Source organism: Marinobacterium lutimaris (assembly GCF_900108065.1).
Lineage (GTDB): Bacteria > Pseudomonadota > Gammaproteobacteria > Pseudomonadales > Balneatricaceae > Marinobacterium_D > Marinobacterium_D lutimaris.
Genome location: NZ_FNVQ01000001.1, coordinates 1,598,618 through 1,622,396, shown reverse-complemented (window position 1 = coordinate 1,622,396; position 23,779 = coordinate 1,598,618). Strand labels below are relative to the sequence as shown.

The following is a 23,779-nucleotide window of genomic DNA, read 5'->3' as shown; positions in this document are numbered from 1 at the left end:
CAAAAACGCTGGGTGAAATTCTGAGCTGTGAAGGCCGCGCAGTCGTCCGAAAATGCCGTCTTTGACTCAGGTTTTAAACTTCTCTTAAGCAAAATGAAGTATAAGCGGTTCTGCTGAAGTCAGACTATTCGTTTGCCAGCTTGTCTCTGGCAGGATACGACCCAATTTATAACCAGGTTATCAGAACGCCGAGGTAGTAGAGTGATCGTTACAAAAGCCACCGGATTTGCCCGTTTCTACCATGCAACCCGCTATTCGATGAAAGGGATACGTGCGGCTTATATCAGTGAGCCCGCATTTCGTTATGAGAGCTGGATCGTGGCCCTGATGGCGCCGGCCTCCTTTTTTGTAGCGAATACGGGATTTCAGTGGGGGGTGATGATCGCGTCACTGCTGCTGGTTCTGGTGATGGAGCTGCTGAATACGGCGATCGAGGCGATAGTGGACCGTGCCGGCACCGAGTTTCATGCGCTGGCCGGGTTGGCCAAGGATCTGGGCTCGGCAGCGGTGTTCTTTGCGCTGTTTATTGTCGCTGTGGTCTGGGGCGGAATCATCTGGGATAACTTCCTCAGCTGACAAAGCCTTTCTTGAAACGGGCGTTGGTACTATCCAGGCAGGCGGTGTACTTTGCGCTTTTGCGCAGGTAAAGTACTGCTTGCTTCGTATGTATCTATAGGAAATAGATACATTTTGTTTGCTGGTATTAGAACCATGGGTTGAAGGAATTTACTGCTGTGTGTCCGAGCTGTTGCGCTCGTATACGGATCAGCGGGTCAGGGAAGAGCTGTCATGAACACGTGGATTGCACGTAACTGCTCACAAGTTGCGTCCTGCCTTACACAGATACCAAACCTCTCTCTTATTACGGCGGCGACCGGTCGGTCGGCGATGCTGTTCGCACCCGCTTTCACCTTTGCTGTGTCTTGCGCCTTTGCCTGCTATCAGCGTGCTCTAGTGTTCTTCCTCGTGGGCGGCTGCCGGGGCTCGCGCTGGCTGTTGGCTGCAAGGTGTTTTCCACCCATCAGAATCTGAATTCCCGATCCTGGGCTTAGTCCGGTGGCGACAGCGTTATGGCTGAGTGTGCGGAGAAGAACCGCGTGCAAAAAAAAGAATTTATCCGTTCGGCCCAAGAGTGGGTCGGAAGCAGAAAAATTATTAACAACGAAAATCACGGAGGATGTTTTGCCTACCACTAATCCGGTTTTAAACATCGGCGCCCTGGTCGAGCAGAGTAACGACCGTATCGCCCAGATTAAGCATGAGCAGGGTGTAAAGATCACGGACAGGGCGAGAAACCTGGGCTTCCTGGCGTTCTGCCTGGTTGGGGTCGGTCTTGTTGGTCTGATGGCGTTTCAGATTATCGCAGGAACCTTCGCGCTGCTGGTGGGGTTCGGTGGGCTGGCATTTATGTTTTATGCGATTCGTTATCTGAAGATGAACGACAAGCATATCAAGCAGAAGATGCAGAACCGTGTGATCGCCAACATGATCGAAGAGGCGAAAACCCACAAAATCGAAACCCTCACCAACTTGGTGATTGATTCGCGTAACCGCCTGGATGCGGCCCGTGAGGCACGTAACAAAATGGGTGGCTATGTCGAGAAGATCAAGGCCCGTCTCAACGAGTCCGATCAGGACTCTTCCAGCTATGCCACCAAGGTGCAGATGGCTGAGCGTGTCGAGAGCGCCTACGAGATGGTCTGCGGCAATGTGGACCGCGCCGGTGCCGCCCATAAGGCGCTGACCAAGAAGGTTGAGGAATACAAAGAGATGGCCGAGTTCTCGGACATCGTCGGTGATGCCATGGCTTTTGCCAAATCCAATACCGGCACGCTGGATGAAATGCTCGGCATGGAAGCCTTTGCGGCCATTGAACAGGACTTCCAGGAGGCGATGGTCAGCATTGAGAACTCCGTGTCCGATTTTGAAATTGATAACGATTAAAGAACGACGATGAGTGACGAAAAAAACAAACCGGAAAAGACAACACAGGTAATGCGGGTTGTCATCGGCATCATCTTTTTACTGGTGATGGCGTTGTCTGTTCTCAGCTTTGTGTTCGGTCATTCCAGCGGCTCGAAGCCCGCAAGCAACAACTATGAACCCAGGAACGTAGAGAGTCCGTTTTAACCAGGAAGGAAATAGCTTATGAGATCTTTGTTGGCCGCAGTGACCTTGGCTGCCGTCGTTGCCCCAGTGTCAGCCCATGCTCTAAACATGGGTACCGGTGGTACTAGTGGCAACTATTACGCCATGGGACAGGATATCAAGAACTATTGCGCCGGTGAGATTGGAGCTGATCTTAACGTCATGGAAACCGGCGGGTCGGTGACCAACCTGCTGGGTATGACGAATAAAGACTACTCCATCGCCATGGTTCAGGAAGATGTGCTGCACTACAACGCCAAGCGCTCGCCGCAGCGCGTGAACCGCAACCGCCTCAAGGTCATTACCGGCCTGCACGAGGAATCTGTGCACCTGCTCGTGCCCAAGGGCTATGAGCCCGAAAGTGGTGACAAAAATATGTGGAGCATGCTGTTCGGCTCCGATTCTGAACAGCCTTCCAAGTTCCAGCTGTCGATGCTGAAGAACCAGTCGGTGGGTTCCTGGGGCGGTTCCATTGTTTCTGCCGAGGCGCTGGGTTACTTCTTTGGTCTGAACCTCAATGTGGTCGAGACCAGCAAAAACGTAAACGACACCAGCAAGCCGATTGTGCTGGTCGGTGGAGCACCTTACGGGCCGGTCACCGAGTACCTGGATTCCGGTAAATGGACACTGGCTAGCCTCGACTACAACGCCATCTCACAGACGGCGGCGTTTTACAGCAACCAGACAGTGAACTATCAGATCGACGGCAAGGTGCGCTCTATCCCGACCGTGGGTATTAGAGCGCTGCTGCTGGGTAAATCCTTTCGTAAGGAAAGCCGCAACGAGCCAATGATCAACCTGGCGACCTGCATTTACGCCAACGTCGCTGACCTGGCGGACGATCCGGACACCAACCCGAACTGGGCCAGTGTCTACGATTATATCGAAGCTGAAGGTCAGTCTGACTGGTCCTACTTTCCGCTCAATGAAGGAGCGCTGGCCCAGTAATAGGGGCGGCAGGTAAGGGCAGGGCAGCAGGGTCTGGTTCTGCTGCCTGGTGAACGGGTCTCTTCGGAGGCCCGTTTTTATGTGCGCGTAAGGGCATGGGGGGGGGCGCCCGGATGCTGGCGGCGCCTGGCAGACAGGCAAAAAAAAACGCCGCTATCCTATCGGATGCGGCGGATTCGCAGTGCCCCTCGTGTGCGAAAAACTGGTTGGTCGAGACATAGGCGTCTGGCTTACCAACCTGTAATTCTATAAAGCATATGCCGTGCCAACTTATGAAAACCCTGTGATTATGCGGTTTCGCCATTTTATTCGTTGGCTTGGACCTGGCAGCTAGCTAAAAAATCACCAGCTTTTCATCCATAAGAGTGCGTTAGTGCACCGAAGTGGTGCTTGTGTCCGCCGGAGAATCTCTGTCGGGATAAGGCGCCCCGATAGCGAACAGGTCCGCGACAAGGCTATAATCGCGCTTTTATCACGTTCAAACCGAATCAGGACATTATGACCGTTCGCACTCGTATCGCGCCGTCACCCACCGGCGATCCGCACGTTGGCACCGCTTACATTGCCCTCTTCAACCTGGCTTTTGCCCGTCAGCACGGTGGCCAGTTCATCCTGCGTATCGAGGATACCGATCAGACCCGCAGTACCCCGGAGTCGGAAAAGGCGATTCTGGATTCACTGCGCTGGCTCGGTCTGGAATGGGATGAAGGCCCGGATGTGGGCGGCGAGCACGGCCCGTATCGCCAGAGCGAACGCAAAGATATGTATAAAGACTTTGCGATGCGCCTGGTGGAAGAGGGCAAGGCGTTCCTCTGCTTCCGCACTGCCGATGAGCTGAACGAGCTGCGCGAAGCGAATAAAGAAGCCGGGCGTCAGCGCGCGCTGAAACAGGAAGACCTGGAACTACCGGCCGAAGAAGCAGAGCGCCGCATGGCGGCTGGCGAGCCTTACGTAGTGCGCATGAAAGTGCCCACCGAAGGTGTCTGCGAAGTCGACGACATGCTGCGTGGCACCATGGAGCTGGACTGGGCGCAGGTTGATGCGCAGATCCTGCTCAAGTCCGATGGCATGCCGACCTATCACCTGGCCAACGTGGTTGATGATCACCTGATGAAGATCAGCCATGTGATCCGCGGTGAAGAGTGGATCAACTCCGCTCCCAAGCACAAGCTGCTGTATGAATACTTCGGTTGGGATATGCCGAAGCTCTGCCACATGCCGTTGCTGCGTAACCCGGACAAGACCAAACTGTCCAAGCGTAAGAACCCGACCAGCATTCTTTACTACCAGCGTATGGGCTACATGGCTGAAGCGGTGCTCAACTACCTCGGTCGCATGGGCTGGTCAATGCCGGACGAGCGCGAGAAATTCAGCCGCGAAGAGATGTTCGCAGCATTCGATATTCAGCGTGTCTCCCTGGGTGGTCCGGTCTTCGATCAGGAAAAACTCAGCTGGCTTAACGGTCTGTGGATCCGTGAAGAGCTGAATCCGGAGCAGTTTGCGGCTCGGGTGCAGCAGTGGGCGCTCAACCCCGAGTACCTGATGCAGATTATCCCGCTGATTCAGCCGCGCGTAGAGAAATTCGCCGATATCGCGCCGCTGGCCGGGTTCTTCCTGTCGGGCATGATGCCGGTGAGCGAAGCGAGCTTCGAGCACAAGAAGCTGACTATCGAAGACGTGCGTCGCATTCTTCAGTTCGCTTCCTGGTACCTGGATGAACAGCGTCACTGGGATCGCGATCAGCTGTTTAATGGCCTGAAAACGCTGGGCGAAGCGCTGGACTTCAAGATCCGTGACTTCCTGTTCCCGCTGTTTGTGGCGATCTCTGGTACGGCGCAGACCGTATCGGTGGTCGATGCCATGGCGATTCTGGGTCCGGATATGAGCCGTGCCCGTGTGCGTTTCGCGCTGGATACCATTGGCGGCCCGTCCAAGAAGCAGACCAAGAGCTGGGAAAAAGAGTACCGCGCTCTGGAACTCGGTTAATCGCGCTTAACCTGCCCCGGGCAGGGTAGGGCTTTCACTTAAAAGGTCGCCGTTGCAAACGCACGGCGGCCTTTTTTGTTTAAAAACTAACCTGTTGATCGTAAAAGAAAAAAATCTTTAACTAGTGGTTGTGAAACGCTTGACACTCCAGGGGCTGCTAAGTAGTATACGCCTCGTCCTTACGGAGGGGCCTTAGCTCAGCTGGGAGAGCGCAACACTGGCAGTGTTGAGGTCAGCGGTTCGATCCCGCTAGGCTCCACCAATTCCGTAGGGCAATACGGTTAGGATTTACTAACCGGACAAAAACTGGACAAAAACTCGGGACAAAAACCCGGTGCGTCTGGTATTTGTGAGATTATGTCCCATTCGTCTAGTGGTCTAGGACACCGCCCTTTCACGGCGGTAACAGGGGTTCGAACCCCCTATGGGACGCCACTCACAACACCCTGAAGTGGGGCCTTAGCTCAGCTGGGAGAGCGGTTCGCTGGCAGCGAACAGGTCAGCGGTTCGATCCCGCTAGGCTCCACCACTTCAGCCGAAATTCCCTCCTATCTGTTTTTCCGTAAACACAATATCGACCGGCTCGAACGGTAGTTCGTGGCCTTCCAAGTATTCCCTGGTCATCTCTTCGGATGAATGCGCCATGGCGTGTTGAACCAGCTTGATATCATACCCTGCATCGGACGCCAGTTTGTCAAACAGCGACCGGACGCTGTGAAAGGTCGGTTCATTCTCGCCGGTGAATCCTGCAGCCTTTCGTGACTCATCAAACATGCTGATCAGACGGCGAGTGGTGACCTGGGCCATATGGGTTTTGGTTTTGCCCATCCTGCGCTGTTTCGGCCACTGGCTGACCACAAACGGGCAGCGGCGATTCTGCAGGGACAGCTCCCTGGCGCGCTGTACCAGCTGGCGCAGTAGATCATAACTCCCCATGTTCCAGCTCAGCCTGGCCGCTTTATAATCGCCTTTCTGGTTGGCCGATTTACCAATCACGCGGCGCATCAGCGCGTCTGCAACGTCCTTATCGAGACGGAGATCGACAATATCGCCTTCACGCATGCCGGTCAGAAGACTAATACCCATCGCGACCTGCAGGCCTGTATATCCAAGCTCTCCGGCGGCGGTGTAGATTCGCCAAAATCCCTCGATGGTGAGACGCTTGGTTTTGCGCTTCGGCTTACTTCGGGTATATAGCCGTGGTTTATCGTCCGCTGTCGTGAACGGGTTGTAATCCATGTTTGGCAGAAGCTGTCGGCCCATCAGGTAGTTAAAGAATTTCCTGAACTCGGCATGGCGCAGTTTCTGTTGGTGGTGGGATAGGGTAGTCCACCAGGTATCGATGTCGGCACGGGTCAGTCGTGCCAGCGGCTTGGTGATGGTGCGAGTGAACTGGCGCAGGGCATAGCACCGGTTCTGCCAACTGCCCTTGGCTTTCAGATCGGGCGACTGCTCTTCGCGGTGATCGATAAACTCATCAACGTAGTGCGCCAGGGTGCCGAACTGCGAACCTCGCTTCTTGGGTCCGGTATAATTCTCACGCCGCGCGTTGTTGTGGCTGGCGATCTGGTTGGCCGCTTCAGTCGTTTCCGCGTTGAAGTGGCGGAAAGTTCCGTCCGGACGCATGTAACGCCAGTGTCCATCCCTGCCACGGTTATCCGGGTACAGGTTGTCTTCTAGCTTGATGCCGTTAAAGAAGCGGTCTTTTTTTGGGCGCACCATTGTTCTATCTCGCTAAATACAGCGGTCAGGCCAGTAGGTCTGGCACCGCTTCCTCTGTTGATTGGCTCGGCAGTTCGGTAAACGCTGCGATCTGATCGATATCGATGTATGTCAGCGTTCCCAGTATTCTGCCGTTCACGATTCCGTCGCGGATCATGGCCTGCCACTCCTTTTCGCTCGGGCCTGACCGGCTTGCGAAGTAGCGCTTGTTAACTGTGGACCATTTCTGAAGCTGCATAGTTACTTCCTCTTTGCGCTCCTTTTGCCGCCCGGTGTCAGGGCGTTGTATTCGCCTTCTCGCGCTAACTCCATCCTCTGCGTAAGCAGGGCTTCGTTTCCAGTCATACCCATCCGCCAATGTCGGCGAGCCTGCAGGCGGTTAATACAAACCAGTGGAACCTTGTTCCGTCTCGCTGAAGACAGGAAACCTTCAAGGAAGGTGGAGAACTCACAGCAGCCGTTGTAGTAGTCTTTGCTCATGACTTCACCTCCCGAACGTCAGTTCTTCAATTCGAACTCTACTGCAACGCCAGCCTTTCTTTCTGAAGCTTTCCCAGCGGTGGCGCGGCTCGCCGACGTACTCCATAAAAGCCTGTATCGCCTCACTGCGAGTTCTTCGTATGTTTGTCGGGTGAAGATGCCAGTCGGAGCACACAACCCAAGCGTGCTCAACTTGAGGTTTCACGACTTCACCTCCTCAGCGCTGGCGCGGAGTTGGCCGAGATACATGTCGATCTTCTCGCGAGCTGCACCATTCAAGTAGTGAACCTGGTGAACCCCATCGGCTGTATTGAGCGGCCTCGTCCAGTCTCTCAGCGCCTTGATTGCATTTTCTGCGACTTCGGCATCGTGGGCGGCGAGGCTATGTTCTGGCGTTTTCTTCAGTAGGCTGTAGGTCGAGTTGACTGCGTTGGTTGCTCTAACATTCCAGTCGTAGCTTTTTGTGTCTATTGCCTCGCCGGCAATGTCATTAACGACCATCAACTGCATACGCAGAGCTTCGACTGCGGCCTTCAGCCGATCACGCTCATGGTCGTGATCTACTATCACGCTGCCGAGTCGAAGGACCTCTTCTTTCAGCTGGTCGCGCTCTTGCTTCAATTCATCAACTTCCAGCATCGCATCTATGCACAGCCGTTGCTGGCTGTCGCGATCTGCACGCAACCGCTCAATCTCGGCGGATTGCTGGTCACCACTACGCAGCGCCGCCAGTATCTCTTCAATGGTCATCGGCTGACCGTCACGCAGGATCGCTGCGCCGTCTTGGCAGATGCCTTGGGTGTATTCGCTCATGACCGTGACTCCTGATCGATATACGTTTTGCGGTAGCAGGTGAGAGGGAAGTCGGAGATCTCCGCGCAGGCGCAGTATTCGTCATCGCACCGCTCTGTTCGGGTGACGGCCTTAATCAGTCCGTGCTTCTCTGCTAATTCCTGAATGGTGTCGCCACCTGCATCACCGCCTTGCCAGGATATGCTCAGCATCTCGTCGGTGAAGTGTTTGAATGCTTCAAGCTCGGCTGCCTGTTCAGCCACTTCCTTTTCGAGTTTCATACTCTTCTGGAGAAGCTTCCCGGCCTGTGTGGGTGATAGCTTCACCTGCATGGTTACGTTGCTCATGATTTCATCGCCTCCACCCACTTACAGAAGCCGCTCAATACCGGCTGTATGTTTGAGTCATCAGCCCAGCCAGCAAATCCGATAAAGCCGGTATGGTTGAAGCTGACAGCCTCGCGGTCATCGAAATAGAACGCTCTGCATTGAATCTGAGCAAATAGCCCACGCTTAGCGTCAGGCCTAAATACCGGGCGCTGCCTGCAGCGGTATGAACCCTTGATCAGGCCTGAGTCGATCATTTCCTGATTAATCAGATTGCGCAGCTGCTGCAGATTCTGCCGCGTGAGATCTGAATAATTCAGCCCGGCTTCAGCGAACTTGTTTCTTGCTTCGTCGCGTATCATTTCTGCCTCCGCTCACTATGTCCGTTAGCCTGTCGGCAGGCTCGCTGCCAGTCCCAGTGGTGGCTCATATCCGCCTGTACTCCTCTCTCTGTACATCAGATAACCGCATCCACTGGCCAAGCTCTCCCCACTGGCGCAGCGGTATTGAGCGCACCGGTCGAAGCTCGTAATCCTTTCGGCGCAGGAATGTCGGCCCAAGGTAGTCGTGCCACTCAAAAGTGATCGACTTGAATCCGTAGATCTTGGCGAACGACATGTGAATGATCTTCATTTCAGCCATTACTCACCTCCGGTGCCGCCCGATCTGCCAGGTGGTCGAGCTGGCGGTCGAACTGGTCACACCAGACGATGGTGGTTTCGCCTTTATGGTTGTCGATCTGCGCCGTCTTCAGCATGCCGCTGAAGTCGATATTCCCGATGCAGTCAGCGCGATCACGCAAGCAGCGGTCACACTGGGTTTCACTGGGTTGGTAGTTCATGGCTTTCTCCTCAGTGCCCGAAATAGCGTTTAAATTCACGACCAAGCCATTCGCCCACTGGCACGCTGACTCCGTTGCCAATCATCCGGTATGCGTCGGTATCGGAGCAGTTGAACTCGTACCAATCCGGAACACCCTGAAGGCGGGCGTATTCGCGAACGGAGTAGGGGCGAACGCCGAGCGGGAAGCGCTTATCGGCGACCAGCCGGGTGCTTTTATCCTTCGCGTAGTGCGCGACGCAAGTAGGGGCGATATCGCCTCTTGCCGGGTCTGAAATGATCGGCTTGTCGCGGTACTTGCCGTTCATGCGCTCAGCGATGGCCTTGGGTAGCGTGATTCGCGGCTCGTCTTCCAGAATGTCTGCCAGCCGTATCTGCCTGCCGAGCTCAGGCGGTCGCCAGTTAAAGCGACGGCGGCTGCCAATGATGATCAGACGGTCCCGGCGCTGGGGTAACCAGGTACTGGATTCGATGGGACAGAAGACCTGCACGAAGTAATCCGGCATACGGGTCATGGCTTCCATCACCACAGGGAAGGCGCGCATCCCTGGGACGTTCTCAACCGCGTACACTTCTGGCCGGGCTATCGCCAGATGACGTAATGCATGCAGGAACAGCTCATCACCGGTGCGGGTGCCGTGGATATCGGCAATAGCGCTGTACTTGGTGCAGGGGTAGGTGAACACCATGCCGTCAGCACTGTCGCCCTCGACCAGTTTCTCTGCGATATCGGCCTGTTTGACGTGAGCTCCGAGGTTTTCGCCCTGGACTCGGCAGCAGGTTGCATCAATCTCGTAGGACTGGCCGATCTTAACGCCAGCCTGAAGCAGGCCGATATCGAGCAGGCCACCGCCTGAGAAGTAGGAGTTGATGACGGCGTTCACTGGCCAACCTCCCGCGCCGCCGCGATGGCTGCATTCAACGCAGTCTCCATGTCGCCGAACGGCATGTAAGCCTCTTCGGCAGCTTCGATCATTGCCGGCGTGACTGACTTGATGAGGACGTACTGTTCGCCGGCCTCGTTCTCCAAGTGCCGCGTAGCCATCGCGATCTGCTCACGCAGGTGCTGCAGCTGGCGCTCTGTATCCCACTCTGGGTTAATGCGTTCGGAGAACTGAAGGGCGTCCAGGGCGAGGAGGCGCTGAGCCTCTTTGTGGGTGCTGGTCATGAGCGGGCTTCCTGCTTCCGGTAGCCAGCGGCATAAAGCGCTTCGGCATAACCTATGTGATCGATCCCAGAATCAAAGCCGGCCTCAAAGATGACTAAAGACATCTCATTAACTGCTTTATCCTCTTCGGAACGTCGCAACGGTCGAAAACATTCAGCGACAAGAGAATCCAGCCCTTTTCCCCCGTCGCTTGAGTATTCGTAAGTGAAGGCTGCAACCATTGCTACACGCTGCTTGAAGTGGGCAATAACCTCGCAGACTTTCCATTCATTGCAGTGATCAACTTCGCAAACAGTTCCTACCGGAGGTAAGCCATCTTTCGGCCCGTTCCAGCCAAGATCGCTGTCATTTGAGGGGACTTCAGCGGGCTCCTCATAATTAAGTAGCGCCTCAAGTGCATGCTGATCTTCTTCCGAAAGCTCAATCGTTATAGTGCCTTCAAGGTTCAGTTCCTGCTCGCGCAGATCCTCGGCCTCGCAGATGTGGCACTGCTGGCGCTCTCCATCTGTAAGCGGATCTTTGCAGTCGATGCAGCGGTAGCGATCGGGAATGCTGTCTGATTCGCCGAAATCTTGAACGGGGGCTGGCGCGCACTCGGCACGGTTCGGGCACCACTGGCAATACGCCGGGCCGCAGCGCTGGCCGTCGGCGCAGATACCGGTTTCTCCAGCCTCTTCGCACTGCTGGCTAATGGTCATTGACGACTTGCTGAGGTCGACGTAACGGGGCACATGCACTGTCTCTGCTGGCCCGCGGTACCGGGCCGGCTGGCTGTCGTCATCGCCCATTTCCGGTACCGGGATGATGGGGTCCAGGTCCAGCATGGCGTGTGCCTTGAACCAGTTGTCCAGCTCGTCAGGCGTCAACGGTACGAATAGGGTAGATACGTAATATCCCATGAGACTCTCCTTAAACCCGTTTCTGTCCGGACTTGATCAGCGCAAGAGTCCGGTGCGCTCTGGCGATCGACTCTGCATCCATGTCGCCAGATGCGATGTGTGCCTGGAGCAGGTCGTGATCGGCGGCGATGATATCGGCGGATCCGAACTCTTCCGGACTGCGTTTGTAGAGGCAGGCGGCTCGCATTCCGGCCTCGGCAATGTCTCGAGTGCTTTTCATGACTTGGCTACCTCCTTGATGACGGGCGTTTGCAGTCTCTGTTGTGCCAGGGCGCGCCTTGCGCTGCGGAGCTCATTGACGATATCGATGTGGTGCTGGGCCTGACTGATGGCGTCATCAAGCGCATTGTGGTGAGTGCCTGTGCGCTCCATCTTGATGCCCCAGCCAGCGCTTTTATCAGTGCGGTAGCAGCGGCCCTGGAACGCCGCCCAGGGCTTAGCGTGGCCGATGGCGCGATAGGCGTTCGCGAGGATCGGGAGGTCAAAGTCTGCGCCGTTGCTCCATGCCATTGCGCTGGCGACACCCTCATGACGCGGCTTGTTGATGCGGCAGTATTCGGCGTTATAGGGAGCCATCCAGTCGCTGAAGTCGGTCAGCACCTCAAGCAGCGAATAACGCTTGGTGTGCTGGCGCCTGGTGCCGTTTTCATCGATCTCGGTGGTGGTTGTCGCTTCACATATGCCAGCCCTGGCCTCAGTGCTGCGCTCGAGCCACCAGTAGATGGCTTCACCGTCGATGGTGAGCCCGGCATCGATACAGCTCTGCAGGTCGATATTGCTGCAGAAGGCGTTATCGATATCGACTTCACCGGTCATTGGGTTGTAGGCCACCGCGCCGATGGAGAAGAGGGCAGAGGTCGGCCCGGTGCCGGCGGTTTCCCCATCGATCATGATGTAGGGGTAATACGGCTTTGCCACCTCGGTCCTCGGTTTTTTGGCAAACAGGGGCCAGGTGGTTGGGTTAAGGAAGCTCATACCGACATCTCCAGCTTGGCCACTTCGTTCAACTCTGTGAGCTCGGCCTTTTTGTTGGAGATGTGAGCCCGGATAACCGGCATAGCCAACTCGAACGACACGCTATAAAGACGATGTGAGTTATCGCTGGTCGGGACTCCAAGCTGAAGGTGCTGGTCACGTCCGAATTTGTCGGTGATGCCTTGCTCTGCATCCCCCTGCTGGCGCCGTTTAATGTTTTCAGCGGCTATTTTTTCAACCTCAACAAGCAGCGCCAAGCCGGCGTCTATTTCCCGATGGCAGTGCCATATCCGTTCACACAAATCTTTGCTCAACATGCCGTTTCTCCGAGTTGCTGGTGCAGCTGGCGCCGATCATGACGCCAGCCGTCTTATTGCCCGCTACGCAGCTTGGTTAGGAGCTGAAAGAGCCCATCCAGATCTTGAAGTCGTCACCGGTGAGGGCCGAACTGATCTTGTTGCGGAACTCTTCGAGGATTTCTTCCTGAATGGCATCCAGCTCCTGAATGCGCAGCTTCAGACGGATGTTCTCGGAGCCTGTGAGCGCCGAAAGCGGCATGGAGAATGTACGCAGCTGGAAGCCGGTGTAAGGCTCGCAGGTGAAGTTCACGCCACCGAGCTGTGCACCTTCGGACTTCACATCGATCTGTTCCATTGCGGACAGCTTGTGGCCCATATTCTGCTGATCAGACTCCAGTTTTCGCGCGGTTTCGATGGTCATCTTGCGAACGGAAGCTAATGCCTTCTGCGTGTGGAGATCTTCGTTCGCGTCGTCGAAGCAGTTGAGGTAACGGCGCCAGTCTTCAATCCATTCAGCGAGGCTTTTCTGGCTCATAGCTTCGCCATCAACGTTCTTGATGGCTTTATACGGTGCTGAGCTGCGCAGCTGGATAACAGCCTTATGTTCGCAGTGGCCAGGCGAAGCACTGTTTCCCATATCGAAGAAGGCGACCGCACGCATCTTTTCTGCTTCGATGAACACTTCAGCAGAACTCTGGCCCTTCACGTATTCGCAGAAAGCGGCGATGTTGTCGGTTTCCATCGTGCCGCGGAACCGGCGACGGTTGGGCAGGTACTTTTCAAGATCCCGGATCGACATATATTCCGGGACAAGCACCGCTTCGTCTTTCAGCTCGTGCGGCAGTAACCCGGCGGATGCGGTGGCCAGTTCGCCAATTCGGTTGATTGCTTCAGGTGTCAAAGACATCGGGTGTTACTCCTGTTCTGCTTTCTGTTTGCGGTTCATGAAACCGAAGGATGTTTGATCGTGGTGGAATAGGGCGAGGTCGCCATTGTTCGCCACATAGAGCGGGGTTTCGGTGGAGTCCTCTTCAGTTGCCTTACCCCGCTTGGTCGGCTTCTGATACTTCAGGGTGTGTTTCATGGCGACTTGCTGGGTTTCGCCGATCTGTTTCATGTCGAACTCGACAGTGACCTTGCCCTGACGGCCATGGGTCACGACGCCCAGGGCGACCTCGGACAGCATGGTTGCGATCTTCTGTTCAAATACGCCGCCATCGAGGTCGGGCAGCAGTTCTTGCAGGTTGGTAGACATAGCGGTTTCCTCTCAGAGGTTATGGGTACTGCTGTGTTGTGAACTGCTGGCGCCATTCGCCAGGTTCAGGTTGAAGCGCTCACTTACGGAGCGTTTGATCTGCTCCAGCAGGTCGCGGGCGGCGGTGTCGGTAACCGCGGCGCCTTCGATCATGCTGAGGGTGCGGACCAGTACATCGGATCGGTCGTCTGCGTTGAGATCCTGAACGGCCCAGAAAAAGGCGTCGTCACTAATCTGCTTCGGCTCTGCCGGGATGCTGGCGCTGATGTGGTCGCGCATTAGGCCGTCCAGGTAGTGGCTGAGTTGCTGCATTACCATTCCTCCCTGATGAACTGGCGGGCTGCCGCTGGGCCTTTAACTGCCCAGACCAGTACGACTGCTGCCCAGAAGCCGATAAACAGAGCGCCGCCAGAGATGGCGATGACCAGTAGTGCGATGAATGCGCCTGTGGTGAGTTGGTCGAGCATTATCGGCCTCTTTCTTAATTGATAACCAAAGTTATCACTAACGATAGTGTTGGTTATCGTTAAGGTCAATAACCTAGGTTATATTTTTTTGTGTACGGTTGGTCAGATCACGCTTAGGTGCTTGTCTTGTTGAAGGGAAATTAAACAAGGAGAGGGAAATGGATATACCAGTGGATGACAACGGACAGCCAATCACTGCGCGGCTTCAGCGGGTGGCAAGGAAAACCCGCGATGTGGACGAACTGATTGGGATTTGTCGAGGTATCGCTTTTGATGGCCAAGTGAACCAGACGGAGGCTGTACAGCTTTTGGAGTGGCTATCTGATAACGCCGAGCTTACGGCTACCTACCCAGGCGACGTGCTATACGAGCGCCTGACAGATGTACTGAGCGATGATGTGCTGGACGAAGGTGAAGCCAAAGATGTGCTGGATATGATACTGGCTATCACTGGCGGGCAGGTTCAGGCAGTGGCTAAGAAGGTCGATATTGAAACTGGTGAGGAGCTTCGGAAGCTAGCGCCAACAGAGCTTCCCATTACCGACGGGGTCGATATTGCATTCCTTGATCAATCCTTTGTTCTGACTGGCGAGTTTTGCAGCGGTAAACGGAGAGATATCGAAAAGGATATAGTCGCGCGCGGAGGTGTTTGTCAGAAAAATCCGAACCGTTCCACACAGTATGTGGCGATCGGGACATTCGGTAGTCGTGACTGGGTTCACGGTAACCTAGGTCGGAAAATAGAAGGGGCTATCGAGAGGAAAAAAGCCGGACAGGATATCCGGCTTATATCGGAAGAGCGGCTACTTAAAGCGTTTAGGGAGACTATGCCGCTGAATCTTGAGAATGCGACTTACGACGGTACGTGACGGTGAGTGTGCCTGCCGGTTTGACGATGATCATGTAGATGAACACCAGGATGCCTATGATCAGCAGGCATAGCGCCAGCGCTACCAGAAACGAACCGCAGCCCCAGCTTCCTGGGATCCAAACCTGATTGACCGGTTCAAAACCTTCGGCTTCCAGCAGGGCTGCATCTTTCTGGAACTCCACAAACGCCTCTTCCTGTTTGCCTTTGTAGTTTCTAACGAGGGTGTTTTGCGATTGCCGGGCTTCTGCTTTCGCCTTGGCTGGCGCTTCTTTGGCTGCCACCAGGGCCTTGGAAAACTTCTCTAACTGGGACGGACCGGCAGAAGGGCGGGGGTCAGGTTTGTTGCTCTGGGTGTTGTTCAGATGGGCTTCAACTTTGGCGTAGTAAGCGCCGCAGTCGGGACAGGCTTCAGCTTCTTCCTGCTGGTTGACGAATCCGCATTTCAGGCACTTTTTTCCGTCAGACATTATCCCTTCCTTAGATCCGGCGGTACGTGAGTATCATTACCTCGCCGATGATGCTGATCATATCCATGTTGTGGTTGGCCAGCACTTCATCCGGGTACTGATTTTTGTCTTCGTTGTCGCTGATGATGCGCCAGCTACCATCCAGTTTACGGCTGAATCGCTTCACCCGGGTTTCACCGTCGAACAGGAATGCGAACACCTTGTCGTTTTGCGGCCTATTTTTGGCCGTATCAACGAGCACCTGGTCGCCATCCCAGAGTGTCGGGAACATCGACTCGCCACTGACGTTAACTATTTCAGCGGATGATGGGCTAACGCCGAGGGAACGCAATCTTTCCAGTGAGACAGGCACGGTTTCAGTGGCCTGCTCATCATCGACAAAGAAGCCTGATCCAGCAGAGAGGCTGGCGCCGCTGCGCACCGGGATCTGAGCATACCTTTCCTCTGTAATGCCTCGATACAGTGGGGTGGTGTCCTTAGCCTGTCGCGGCGTTTCGCCAGTAAATGAGCTTATTGGCGTAGTTTCTTTGTAGAGATCTTCAACCTTTACGCCTAGCGCCTCTGCGACCTTGTCGATGTATTTGCTTCGATCCGTGCCACCTCTACCGCCACCCTTGACGATCTTGTGAATAGTCGGCTGCGAAACCCCAGCCCTACGGGCGAGTTCGCGCTGACTGATTTGTAGCGCCGTCATAAGTGCGGCGACATTTCGAGAGACGTTATCCATATAACTATTGTTATCGACCCCTGAAAACTGGACAACGTGGCCAGGGTATTTTTGCGGTTGACTCAGGGATAACATAGGCTATCATGCCTCTATTAAGTGATAACTAGGGGTATCAATCGTGACAAAGACAGAAGTCCTAAAGCACTTTGGCAGTCAGCACGAGCTGGCGCGTCAGCTGACGGATGCTGGTTACCCCATATCCCAACCCTCTATCAGTAAGTGGCCCGAAGAGATCCCTGAGCTGCGCGCTCGGCAGTTGGAAGAGATCACCGGCGGAGCGCTAAAGCGGAATTCCTCCGAATCCACATTTGCAGCTTAACGAGCTGGCGCCAAGAAACCACATTTAAAAGAGACATTGAAAATGGATCAGATCGATATCGCCGTTCACGACACGGTTCACAAGTCCGAAATCAAGTGCAAGGAAATCGCCGCACTGCTCGGTATGAGCAAACAGGTGCTGATCAACAAGGCCAACTCCCAGAACGATTTCAACAAGCTCACGCTGCGCGAGGCGGTGGCCATCCAGAAAATCACCGGCAGCACTGCGATTCATGAAGCGGTAGCGATGGAACTGGGGATTAACTCCCTGGTGCTGAAAGAGCCGGAGAAGCCGGTTTCTCTGGTTGAAGCGCTGCTGACAGTGGTCAGCGAGTGTGGCGACGTTTCTCGCGCGACTCGCGAGGCCATGGAAGACGGCCGCCTGACCGAGCGCGAAAAGGCAGACATGCAGCGGGAGGTTGCTGAAGCAATCGACTCTTTGATGGCGATGCGTTTGGCGATCAAGGAGCACAAGTAATGGCTTTAACAGAGCAGCAAACACTGATCATGCAAGACATTGCCGAGTTTCCTGAATGCTGGATCGTCGGTTTTCGCGAAGACGGCACCGTGATGCTCAGGCGCATGGTTGAAGGCCAGAGTGATGAAAGTTACCGGCCCGCCACGCGGCAGGAAGCCACTGTATGGATGGCTGCTGCCCTTCAAGGTTTTGAGCCGGTTCGTGGATTAATACCGCGGTCCGATGAAGTCAGTGCTGGTCGCTTGGCGTCTGGTGATAAGGCTTCACCTGGCGAATTTCAAAAGACTCATCATCCCGCTCCTCAATCGGATAGCCAACAAACTCAAGAACAACTCTTGGGTGCTGAAGAGCTGTGTCCGCTGATTCGAGTTTACCCAAGTGAGGCGGCAGCTCGTCGGGCGTCAGCTGAGCGACTTGCTCAAGGCTGTCGATGCGCCACGCGAAGTCCATGACTTTTGCAGCCGCCGCGGCTGATGCCTGGGCTTCGTCCTGATTGTCGGCGTAAACCCAGGCGTGGATCAGAGCGCCGGCGAGTACGCCAAATTCTGGAGACCCCTTCGTTGGGGTTCCACGAAATTGAAACTGGTAGATGAGCATAAGAATTCCCTGTCTAGCGTGGTGTGTAGGAACTCCAACGCTAACACAGGACTCCCGGTGCCGGCAGCGGGTTATCTGCCGGTGGTGTGATGAGAGGGCGTGGCAGCGTGGGTGTTCGCAATGCCGATGCGTAATCAGGAGGAGGACCTCCCTTCCTCAGCAGTCGAGCGCATTTGGTGAATAAACATCAAGCCGGGGGTTCATGTTCCCAATGACCGGTCGCCCAACCGGGAGAGCGAAAAGGGCGCTTACTGAGCGAGATCAGTACCAGCCTTGCTGACTACTTGGCTGGGCCGTCCTCCGGCGGTGAATCCGGAGGCGCAACCGAACGTGACACTTGGTACCGGTTAAGCGGTGCCGGAATAGTCATAAGGGATGGCGCGCTGAGTGCCACGTTCAGTTGCGGTAAGCCTGTGGGTACCGATACGGCGCAGAAGTTATGCGACATGCGGGACCGCAACGCCAAATTAGAGCCCGCCCTGGGCGTCAATACAGGGTTGCCTCCTGTCAGTTGATATTCCTGGCAGATCGACCGGAGCAGTGTACCGGTGCCGGAGATCGTAACCGGCTCTATTCAGCCCCTTCATTGGGGTTTTCTGGGTGAAGGCGGAAGCCAACTCAATTACCTGGTAACCGATTAAGAGGACATAGCAATGCCTGAAATGCGCGCAAAGATGGCGATCTACTCGGTGGTAGTGGGCGACGACGGTTCAGAACAGCTGAGCATGCGGGCCGTATGCCGTAACGATGCTTATCCGGAAGACGGTAGTGACGAAAACAACACATTCGCCCAGTTCACTCCGGCAGCTGACCTGACGATGGTTGTGAATAACCCAGCACTTGCCGGGAAGTTTAAAGAAGGCGACGCCTTCTACCTGGACTTCACGAAGGCTTAGTAGCTGAAGGTATCGCCCGCATCCCTCTGGCGGGCTAAGCAACAGAGGGCAACGGAAAGCGGTTTGAAAAGTCAGGTTGAGGCCAGCTGTATCAGATCGGAGCCATCAGGCGATGAGGATCTATGACGCAGTACGAAGTAAGACCGCTCCCCGTTGCGGGACGCAATGTGACGTGCTGAGGGGGAGGGTGTCAGCACCGCAACAAGAATCGCAGGCAACCGCCTTGAGGAGGTGATCCAGCGATCTCCCGGTATCCGGGTTAGGTACCGCCCCGGTCTCGCGTCGCGAGACGGCAGGCCGGTTTGACCGGAGAGAAACGACGAAGCCCCGACAGGTGGGGACCAGAGCGGGGCTTCATGTACTCAGTGAGTGAGGTGATTATGACCCAAGCAATACCGGATGTACAACCGGCCGAATTTCGCTTTGAAGGACTGAATGTTCGCACTCTGATGATCGATGGTGAGCCGTGGTTTGTGGCAGCCGATGTGTGTGAAGTGCTGGCGCTGAGGAACAGTCGAGACGCACTAGGCCGCCTCGATGAAGATGAGAAGGGTGTCGCTACTACCGACACCCTTGGTGGCCGTCAGAATCTGAGCACCATCAATGAGTCTGGGCTCTATTCCCTGATCCTAACCAGCCGCAAGCCGGAGGCGAAGCGCTTTAAGCGGTGGGTCACCTCAGAGGTACTACCTGAAATCCGCAAGACCGGAAGCTTTAACGCGCAAGCTGTGCCATGGATTCAAAATCTCAGCCCACAAGCCCGCATCGCCATCGAAGATCTGAACAGCCAGGTAGTGGCGCTAACCCATGAAACCGAGCGCCTGCAGGACGCTTGCCACTCGCTGGCGCAGAACCTGAGTGACGGCCTGACCCCGGTAGCGTTCGCCCGAATGCTGAACGGCGTGAATATCAACCAGGTGCAGCCAACGCTGGTCAAGCGTCGCCTGTTGATTAAGACAGATCACGGCTACCGCTCTGCTGGCGCATACCGCGACAAATATTTCACCGAACGCAAGCTCAAAACTGAGGAAGGCCGTGCTTGCGAGAAGGTGCTGCTGACCAAGAGGGGCGCCAAGCGCTTGTTCCAGATGTATCTCAAAAACGAACTGGTGATGAAAGCCGATTGGGATGGTGAGCACACCCATATGCTGTTCGATCAACCGGCACAGGAGGCTGTCGCGTGAGTATGAACAGCATGATGGCAACGCTTGAGATGGGCGTGGTGGCCATAGAAGTGATGGAAGCAAAAGAGATTACCCGCCAGGCGCGGGAGGAATATGAAACGCAGCGCAACAGTTTTATGGCGGCGATGCCTCGCGAGAAGTGGGAGCAGTACGTGAACGACCCGGCATTCCAGCTGTGCACCCGTAAGTCCTACGCCGCCTACCAGAAGGCAAAGCGCCAGCAGTACAACGCCGAGCGCCGCATGGAGCGCCGATTTAACAAAGTGAAGGCGGTACAGCTGGGGGTGGCCGGATGAGCATGGTCCTTATGGTTGAGGCTCTACAGGCGCGTATTGGCAACCCTGGTCGAAAACTGGTGCTGATTAAGTTGGCGGATAACGCGAATGACAAGGGCGAATGCTGGCCTTCATACCAGCATGTGGCGGATCAGTGCGAAATGGGCCGCAGCACTGTAAAGGCTCATATCAAGGCACTGGCCGCTGCTGGGTTTATCAAGGTTACCGCCCGTAACGATGGAAAAAGCAGCAACGCTTATCTACTGACTATTAAGAAAGGGGACGCAAACCTGACCGGGTCAAAACCTGACCCGGTCAAGGATGAACCCGGTCAAGATAGTGATACCCCCCGGTCAGATTCTGACCCCTTGACCCGGTCAGATCTTGACCCCAGAACCAGTCACTCTCCTGAACCTGTCATAGAAGACGACGACGCCCGCACACATGAGGCTGCTGGCGCTGTCGATAGTGATCACATCCCCGCTGATCAGCTCCCTGATCACGAGCAACGCCTGTTTGATCAACCAAGCGAACAGAGCTCAGTAGTTCCATTCCGCAAAGCCGTAGATCCCCGCAAGTTTCCAATGTCCTGGGACTGGGAGCCTCACGCTCAGTTCGCAGAGCATTGCCGGCTGGCGAGGTTAGACCTGTCCAAGTTCGAGCCTGAGCAGTCCGAAACCATTCTCGCTGAATTCCGCAGTTACTGGATCGGCCAGAACCTTGAGCAAACCCAGTCGCAGTGGGAGCACAAGCTGCGCACCCGGCTGCAGATGATTCTGGCCAAGAAGGGCGGGAAACCACCTGCTGGCCCGGACGGTACCGGTGTCGATTTTGACGATGACCAGTGGATCGATGGCGTGGATGAGGTGCTGTGATGAAAACCGTAACTGAACTGACAACCCAGGCCATGCAGCACCAGCGCACCGGCGAGATCGCATCCGTCTCGGAATGGACCGAAGAGCAGCGAGAAGCCGGCACGAAACAGGTCAACGATCTGTTCAAGTCGCTGCAGGCTTCATTCCCGGCGTGGAAGCAGGCTTTCCCCACTACCCAGGAGCTGAACCTGGCGAAGAAGGTATGGGTTCGGGCGCTGCTCGAAGCAGGTATTACCGAAATGGAGCAGATCAAACTGGGCACCCGGAAAGCCCGCGCCAGCGGATCCGCTTTTTTCCCTGCGGTTGGGCAATTCATCCAGTGGTGCAAACCGACCCCTGAAGATCTGGGTCTGCCCAGCGAGCGGGACGCCTACCACGAAGCTTGCAACCACGCCCACGCCATTTACGCCCACACCTGGAGCCATCCGGCGGTTTACGAAGCAGGACGCCGGACTGGTTGGTTTGAACTGCGCAGTGAAGAGGCAACCCGGATGCAGAAGGCGTTCGGTGCGGTGTACGCCGATGTGTGCAAGTCGGTGATGGCTGGCGCTGAGTTCGAGGTGCCAAAGCCGAAGGCAGGCGCTTTGGAGCATCACACCAACGGCAACCGGATTAAAACGAAGTCTGAAGTGGCAGTTGGTAAAGAAGCATTGGCTGCTTTGAAGCGGGGGCTAGCGTGAGCTTAGAACTGAGGCGCCAGCTAAACGATGCCATGAAAGAAAACTCAAGGCTCACACGGGCGCTCCGAGAGCGCGATGAACTGCTCGTTGAGACGCACCAAGAGCTCAAAAAGCGCGATTTCGGTAGGTGGTATCACTTCATCTCGAAGCTCTCTAACCGGCTGAAAAAGTGGGGCCTGATCGTTGAGTAGCCAAACGCAAGAAGACTATCGCCGCGAGTGCCTGGCCAATGCGCTTTTCAGCATGACGAAAGAAGAAAAGCTGGCGTGGGCAAAGAAGCAGAAGCCCGCGTTTCTGGATGACATTAGGGCACGGATGAAAAGGATACGTGATGAGAGGAGGGCAGCGGCCAATGACGCTCGGAGTTCTGACTGAAGAGGATCGCCGCGTAGAGATCGGGCTGGTACTGGAGCTAGCGCAGCGCAATGCGACCGAACTACTGCAGGACCACCTGAAGGTCTGCGTTACCACCATGGGGTTACCGCGCCAGCACCTGGAGCAGATCGGACGCAATTTGATGGCAGCGCATGGGCCGGATTTTAGCGAGATGGGTAAGCGGATTCTGAATGCACTGGAGGGGCTTCGCGATGCGTGAGATTGGGATCGATCCTGACCTGGTGAAATGCGGCGTGGCTGTTACCGAAAACGGAAAGGTGCTGGAACTGCTGGCGCTCCACTACCACGACCTGCAGGCATTTATCACTGAGCACAGCGACCCCGAGCAGTACAAGTATGTGCTCGAGAACGTGGAAGTCGATGGCACCTACTACGAGAAGCCCGGTCGTGACCGCGGATCTCGGGGTAAGAGGGACAAGGTGAACCAAAACGTGGGCCAGGTGAAGGCGGTTGGCCGGTTCATTGGTGACTGGCTCGAGCGGCAGGGTGCGAACTACGAAATGGTTACCCCCCTGCAGGGCACTGCGAAGAAAGCCAAGAAAGACGCGGTGTTTTTTCGCCAGGTAACCGGCTGGTATGGGAAGAGCAACCAGGACACCCGCGATGCCGCCATGTTGGCTCTATTTGGAACCCGGCAACGGAGGCTGGGCGATGCGGCGGCTCGATAAGGGCGCTGGCCCTGGACTGGTGATCACCCGGCCTGACGTTGACCCATGCCCAAAGTGCCTGCCGGAACAGCCAGGCCTGCTGCGTGGCTCTCTGTACGAGTGTACCTGCGGAAACTGTAACGGTTTGGGCGTGGTTTTAAGCGACGGCTCCGCGGTACCGGAGCGTGAGGCGAACGATTTGCTGGCGCGTTTGGTGATTTCGCAGAGGCGCGAGATTGAGAGATTAAAAAAACAGGTGAGGGAGCTGGCGCAGTACCGGCCAGACCCCCGCACAACTGCAAAGCGTGATTAACCGACAAAGTGGGAGAACGTGATGATCGATCAAATGACGATGGATGGCGTGTTGATGGTCAGCAGTCTGCTGACACTCGCCTTTGCGCTGCTGGCGCTTTTTATGGGCTGGCTTTCTCTACGCCTGCTGGACCGGATGGGCGGTATCAACTTCAAGGAAACGGTAGGGAGGATCACCTATGAGCCTAAACCGGCTGCGATTTATTTTGGCCTGCGTTTTGTTGGTGTCTGCGTCCTCCTCGGCATGGTCCTTTCCTGACCGTTACGACGCCGAAATCAAACAGGCCGCTGAGCGGTGGCTGCCTGGTTACGACTGGCGACTTTGGAAGGCGCAGCTGTACCAGGAGAGCCTGCTGAACCCGGATGCCGTCAGCCCGGTAGGGGCAAGGGGGATTGCTCAGTTTATGCCGGGTACCTGGTTAGAGGTGAGCCGGCAGCTGGGTTACCAGAACCTGAGCCCGCATATGGCCGAGCCGGCGATCATCGCTGGCGCTTATTACCAGGGGCGGCAGGTGCGAATGTGGAGCGCTCCACGGCCTGACTCTGATCGGTACAGCCTGGGCGCAGCCAGTTACAACGCTGGCGCTGGAAACGTGCTGGCCTCCCAGCGGGTATGTGGTGGTGCCAACGGCTACGCCGAAATCATCGCCTGCTTACCCCGGGTTACCGGTGATCACGCGACAGAGACGAAAACCTACGTCCAGAGGATTTGGCGGTACTGGACGGAAATGCTGCTGGGGGTGAAGTGACT

Annotated in this window: 38 protein-coding genes and 3 tRNA genes; 20 read left to right on the top strand and 21 right to left on the bottom strand. The window is 55.7% G+C overall.

Annotation, left to right across the window (positions count from 1 at the left end):
• Nucleotides 1–201: 201 nt before the first annotated feature.
• The 8 genes from C4S72_RS07375 to C4S72_RS07345 all read left to right on the top strand — a co-directional run bounded on the left by C4S72_RS07375 (nucleotide 202) and on the right by C4S72_RS07345 (nucleotide 5,611).
• Nucleotides 202–576 carry a diacylglycerol kinase gene (locus C4S72_RS07375; RefSeq protein WP_235009068.1) on the top strand — a complete coding sequence of 125 codons (375 nt, stop codon included), beginning with the start codon at nucleotides 202–204 and terminating at the stop codon, nucleotides 574–576.
• Nucleotides 577–1,182: 606 nt separating this feature from the next.
• A complete protein-coding gene (locus C4S72_RS07370; RefSeq protein ID WP_104002376.1) occupies nucleotides 1,183–1,944 on the top strand; it encodes a hypothetical protein in 762 nt (253 codons plus the stop codon).
• A 9-nt stretch (nucleotides 1,945–1,953) separates the two neighbouring features.
• The gene (locus C4S72_RS25750) at nucleotides 1,954–2,130 is read left to right on the top strand and encodes a hypothetical protein (RefSeq protein WP_160115466.1); all 177 of its coding nucleotides are present in this window, start codon (nucleotides 1,954–1,956) and stop codon (nucleotides 2,128–2,130) included.
• 18 nt (nucleotides 2,131–2,148) lie between these two features.
• A complete protein-coding gene (locus C4S72_RS07365) occupies nucleotides 2,149–3,096 on the top strand; it encodes a TAXI family TRAP transporter solute-binding subunit (RefSeq protein ID WP_104002375.1) in 948 nt (315 codons plus the stop codon).
• A 498-nt stretch (nucleotides 3,097–3,594) separates the two neighbouring features.
• Complete coding sequence (gene gltX / locus C4S72_RS07360) at nucleotides 3,595–5,082, top strand: glutamate--tRNA ligase (protein WP_104002374.1); 1,488 nt, start codon at nucleotides 3,595–3,597, stop codon at nucleotides 5,080–5,082.
• A 186-nt stretch (nucleotides 5,083–5,268) separates the two neighbouring features.
• Nucleotides 5,269–5,344 (top strand) — tRNA-Ala (locus C4S72_RS07355).
• A gap of 97 nt (nucleotides 5,345–5,441) precedes the next feature.
• A tRNA-Glu gene (locus C4S72_RS07350) sits at nucleotides 5,442–5,517 on the top strand.
• An 18-nt stretch (nucleotides 5,518–5,535) separates the two neighbouring features.
• Nucleotides 5,536–5,611: transfer RNA gene (locus C4S72_RS07345), tRNA-Ala, on the top strand.
• A gap of 2 nt (nucleotides 5,612–5,613) precedes the next feature.
• Here C4S72_RS07345 and C4S72_RS07340 read toward each other — a convergent pair.
• The 18 genes from C4S72_RS07340 to C4S72_RS25745 all read right to left on the bottom strand — a co-directional run bounded on the left by C4S72_RS07340 (nucleotide 5,614) and on the right by C4S72_RS25745 (nucleotide 14,305).
• A complete protein-coding gene (locus C4S72_RS07340; protein ID WP_104002373.1) occupies nucleotides 5,614–6,804 on the bottom strand; it encodes a tyrosine-type recombinase/integrase in 1,191 nt (396 codons plus the stop codon).
• 25 nt (nucleotides 6,805–6,829) lie between these two features.
• Nucleotides 6,830–7,042 carry a hypothetical protein gene (locus C4S72_RS07335; protein WP_104002372.1) on the bottom strand — a complete coding sequence of 71 codons (213 nt, stop codon included), beginning with the start codon at nucleotides 7,040–7,042 and terminating at the stop codon, nucleotides 6,830–6,832.
• Between the two features lie 2 nt (nucleotides 7,043–7,044).
• Nucleotides 7,045–7,284 carry a hypothetical protein gene (locus C4S72_RS07330; RefSeq protein WP_200826684.1) on the bottom strand — a complete coding sequence of 80 codons (240 nt, stop codon included), beginning with the start codon at nucleotides 7,282–7,284 and terminating at the stop codon, nucleotides 7,045–7,047.
• A gap of 201 nt (nucleotides 7,285–7,485) precedes the next feature.
• Entirely contained in the window at nucleotides 7,486–8,097 is a 612-nt protein-coding gene (locus C4S72_RS07325) for a hypothetical protein (protein WP_104002371.1), read from the bottom strand.
• On the bottom strand, nucleotides 8,094–8,423 hold the full coding sequence (locus C4S72_RS07320; protein ID WP_104002370.1) for a hypothetical protein: 330 nt from the start codon (nucleotides 8,421–8,423) through the stop codon (nucleotides 8,094–8,096). Before C4S72_RS07320 ends, C4S72_RS07325 begins: the two co-directional genes overlap by 4 nt.
• Nucleotides 8,420–8,764, bottom strand: a complete 345-nt coding sequence (locus tag C4S72_RS07315) for a hypothetical protein (protein WP_104002369.1) — start codon at nucleotides 8,762–8,764, stop codon at nucleotides 8,420–8,422. The genes C4S72_RS07320 and C4S72_RS07315 overlap by 4 nt, the downstream gene beginning before the upstream one ends.
• Before the next feature lie 64 nt (nucleotides 8,765–8,828).
• A complete protein-coding gene (locus tag C4S72_RS07310) occupies nucleotides 8,829–9,035 on the bottom strand; it encodes a hypothetical protein (protein WP_146071873.1) in 207 nt (68 codons plus the stop codon).
• Between the two features lies 1 nt (nucleotide 9,036).
• Entirely contained in the window at nucleotides 9,037–9,243 is a 207-nt protein-coding gene (locus C4S72_RS07305) for a hypothetical protein (RefSeq protein WP_104002367.1), read from the bottom strand.
• 10 nt (nucleotides 9,244–9,253) lie between these two features.
• A complete protein-coding gene (locus C4S72_RS07300) occupies nucleotides 9,254–10,126 on the bottom strand; it encodes a DNA cytosine methyltransferase (RefSeq protein ID WP_104002366.1) in 873 nt (290 codons plus the stop codon).
• Nucleotides 10,123–10,410 (bottom strand): hypothetical protein, encoded by a 288-nt coding sequence (locus C4S72_RS07295; protein ID WP_104002365.1) that lies wholly within the window; start codon nucleotides 10,408–10,410, stop codon nucleotides 10,123–10,125. The genes C4S72_RS07300 and C4S72_RS07295 overlap by 4 nt, the downstream gene beginning before the upstream one ends.
• A complete protein-coding gene (locus C4S72_RS07290; RefSeq protein WP_104002364.1) occupies nucleotides 10,407–11,309 on the bottom strand; it encodes a hypothetical protein in 903 nt (300 codons plus the stop codon). The genes C4S72_RS07295 and C4S72_RS07290 overlap by 4 nt, the downstream gene beginning before the upstream one ends.
• A gap of 10 nt (nucleotides 11,310–11,319) precedes the next feature.
• Nucleotides 11,320–11,529: a hypothetical protein gene (locus tag C4S72_RS07285; RefSeq protein ID WP_104002363.1), complete on the bottom strand. Its 210-nt coding sequence runs from the start codon at nucleotides 11,527–11,529 to the stop codon at nucleotides 11,320–11,322.
• Entirely contained in the window at nucleotides 11,526–12,284 is a 759-nt protein-coding gene (locus C4S72_RS07280; RefSeq protein WP_104002362.1) for a 3'-5' exonuclease, read from the bottom strand. The genes C4S72_RS07285 and C4S72_RS07280 overlap by 4 nt, the downstream gene beginning before the upstream one ends.
• Nucleotides 12,281–12,601 carry a hypothetical protein gene (locus C4S72_RS07275; protein ID WP_104002361.1) on the bottom strand — a complete coding sequence of 107 codons (321 nt, stop codon included), beginning with the start codon at nucleotides 12,599–12,601 and terminating at the stop codon, nucleotides 12,281–12,283. Before C4S72_RS07275 ends, C4S72_RS07280 begins: the two co-directional genes overlap by 4 nt.
• Nucleotides 12,602–12,677: 76 nt before the next feature.
• On the bottom strand, nucleotides 12,678–13,490 hold the full coding sequence (locus tag C4S72_RS07270) for a DUF2303 family protein (RefSeq protein WP_104002360.1): 813 nt from the start codon (nucleotides 13,488–13,490) through the stop codon (nucleotides 12,678–12,680).
• Nucleotides 13,491–13,496: 6 nt separating this feature from the next.
• Nucleotides 13,497–13,838 carry a hypothetical protein gene (locus tag C4S72_RS07265; RefSeq protein ID WP_104002359.1) on the bottom strand — a complete coding sequence of 114 codons (342 nt, stop codon included), beginning with the start codon at nucleotides 13,836–13,838 and terminating at the stop codon, nucleotides 13,497–13,499.
• A 12-nt stretch (nucleotides 13,839–13,850) separates the two neighbouring features.
• Nucleotides 13,851–14,150 carry a hypothetical protein gene (locus C4S72_RS07260; RefSeq protein ID WP_104002358.1) on the bottom strand — a complete coding sequence of 100 codons (300 nt, stop codon included), beginning with the start codon at nucleotides 14,148–14,150 and terminating at the stop codon, nucleotides 13,851–13,853.
• Nucleotides 14,150–14,305, bottom strand: coding sequence for a hypothetical protein (locus C4S72_RS25745; RefSeq protein WP_160115465.1), 156 nt, complete (start codon nucleotides 14,303–14,305; stop codon nucleotides 14,150–14,152). Before C4S72_RS25745 ends, C4S72_RS07260 begins: the two co-directional genes overlap by 1 nt.
• Nucleotides 14,306–14,463: 158 nt before the next feature.
• On the opposite strand from C4S72_RS25745, the gene C4S72_RS07255 reads away from it, so the two are divergent.
• A complete protein-coding gene (locus tag C4S72_RS07255; protein WP_104002357.1) occupies nucleotides 14,464–15,174 on the top strand; it encodes a BRCT domain-containing protein in 711 nt (236 codons plus the stop codon).
• Here C4S72_RS07255 and C4S72_RS07250 read toward each other — a convergent pair.
• Together C4S72_RS07250 and C4S72_RS07245 are read right to left on the bottom strand one after the other, a co-directional pair.
• Nucleotides 15,131–15,643, bottom strand: a complete 513-nt coding sequence (locus C4S72_RS07250) for a hypothetical protein (protein ID WP_104002356.1) — start codon at nucleotides 15,641–15,643, stop codon at nucleotides 15,131–15,133. The genes C4S72_RS07255 and C4S72_RS07250 overlap by 44 nt on opposite strands.
• 10 nt (nucleotides 15,644–15,653) lie before the next feature.
• The gene (locus tag C4S72_RS07245; protein WP_160115464.1) at nucleotides 15,654–16,370 is read right to left on the bottom strand and encodes an XRE family transcriptional regulator; all 717 of its coding nucleotides are present in this window, start codon (nucleotides 16,368–16,370) and stop codon (nucleotides 15,654–15,656) included.
• 118 nt (nucleotides 16,371–16,488) lie between these two features.
• Between C4S72_RS07245 and C4S72_RS26210 the strand changes: the two genes are divergently transcribed.
• Together C4S72_RS26210 and C4S72_RS07235 are read left to right on the top strand one after the other, a co-directional pair.
• Entirely contained in the window at nucleotides 16,489–16,689 is a 201-nt protein-coding gene (locus tag C4S72_RS26210; protein ID WP_104002354.1) for a Cro/CI family transcriptional regulator, read from the top strand.
• Nucleotides 16,690–16,731: 42 nt separating this feature from the next.
• Nucleotides 16,732–17,166 carry a phage regulatory CII family protein gene (locus C4S72_RS07235; RefSeq protein WP_104002353.1) on the top strand — a complete coding sequence of 145 codons (435 nt, stop codon included), beginning with the start codon at nucleotides 16,732–16,734 and terminating at the stop codon, nucleotides 17,164–17,166.
• A 228-nt stretch (nucleotides 17,167–17,394) separates the two neighbouring features.
• Here C4S72_RS07235 and C4S72_RS07230 read toward each other — a convergent pair whose 3' ends face one another.
• The gene (locus C4S72_RS07230; protein ID WP_104002352.1) at nucleotides 17,395–17,763 is read right to left on the bottom strand and encodes a hypothetical protein; all 369 of its coding nucleotides are present in this window, start codon (nucleotides 17,761–17,763) and stop codon (nucleotides 17,395–17,397) included.
• Nucleotides 17,764–18,416: 653 nt separating this feature from the next.
• Here C4S72_RS07230 and C4S72_RS07225 point away from each other — a divergent pair.
• The 9 genes from C4S72_RS07225 to C4S72_RS07175 all read left to right on the top strand — a co-directional run bounded on the left by C4S72_RS07225 (nucleotide 18,417) and on the right by C4S72_RS07175 (nucleotide 23,777).
• Nucleotides 18,417–18,659 (top strand): hypothetical protein, encoded by a 243-nt coding sequence (locus C4S72_RS07225; RefSeq protein ID WP_104002351.1) that lies wholly within the window; start codon nucleotides 18,417–18,419, stop codon nucleotides 18,657–18,659.
• A 380-nt stretch (nucleotides 18,660–19,039) separates the two neighbouring features.
• The gene (locus C4S72_RS07220; RefSeq protein ID WP_104003076.1) at nucleotides 19,040–19,843 is read left to right on the top strand and encodes a BRO-N domain-containing protein; all 804 of its coding nucleotides are present in this window, start codon (nucleotides 19,040–19,042) and stop codon (nucleotides 19,841–19,843) included.
• Nucleotides 19,840–20,139, top strand: coding sequence for a hypothetical protein (locus C4S72_RS07215; RefSeq protein WP_146071872.1), 300 nt, complete (start codon nucleotides 19,840–19,842; stop codon nucleotides 20,137–20,139). The genes C4S72_RS07220 and C4S72_RS07215 overlap by 4 nt, the downstream gene beginning before the upstream one ends.
• Nucleotides 20,136–20,993, top strand: a complete 858-nt coding sequence (locus tag C4S72_RS07210; RefSeq protein WP_104002349.1) for a helix-turn-helix domain-containing protein — start codon at nucleotides 20,136–20,138, stop codon at nucleotides 20,991–20,993. Before C4S72_RS07215 ends, C4S72_RS07210 begins: the two co-directional genes overlap by 4 nt.
• Complete coding sequence (locus C4S72_RS07205) at nucleotides 20,993–21,673, top strand: replication protein P (RefSeq protein ID WP_104002348.1); 681 nt, start codon at nucleotides 20,993–20,995, stop codon at nucleotides 21,671–21,673. Before C4S72_RS07210 ends, C4S72_RS07205 begins: the two co-directional genes overlap by 1 nt.
• Nucleotides 21,674–22,025: 352 nt before the next feature.
• Nucleotides 22,026–22,268 (top strand): hypothetical protein, encoded by a 243-nt coding sequence (locus C4S72_RS07190; RefSeq protein ID WP_104002345.1) that lies wholly within the window; start codon nucleotides 22,026–22,028, stop codon nucleotides 22,266–22,268.
• On the top strand, nucleotides 22,261–22,737 hold the full coding sequence (locus C4S72_RS07185; protein WP_104002344.1) for a hypothetical protein: 477 nt from the start codon (nucleotides 22,261–22,263) through the stop codon (nucleotides 22,735–22,737). Before C4S72_RS07190 ends, C4S72_RS07185 begins: the two co-directional genes overlap by 8 nt.
• A gap of 313 nt (nucleotides 22,738–23,050) precedes the next feature.
• Complete coding sequence (locus tag C4S72_RS25615) at nucleotides 23,051–23,287, top strand: hypothetical protein (protein ID WP_146071871.1); 237 nt, start codon at nucleotides 23,051–23,053, stop codon at nucleotides 23,285–23,287.
• A complete protein-coding gene (locus C4S72_RS07175) occupies nucleotides 23,253–23,777 on the top strand; it encodes a transglycosylase SLT domain-containing protein (protein ID WP_327332540.1) in 525 nt (174 codons plus the stop codon). The genes C4S72_RS25615 and C4S72_RS07175 overlap by 35 nt, the downstream gene beginning before the upstream one ends.
• The last annotated feature ends 2 nt before the right edge of the window (nucleotides 23,778–23,779 follow it).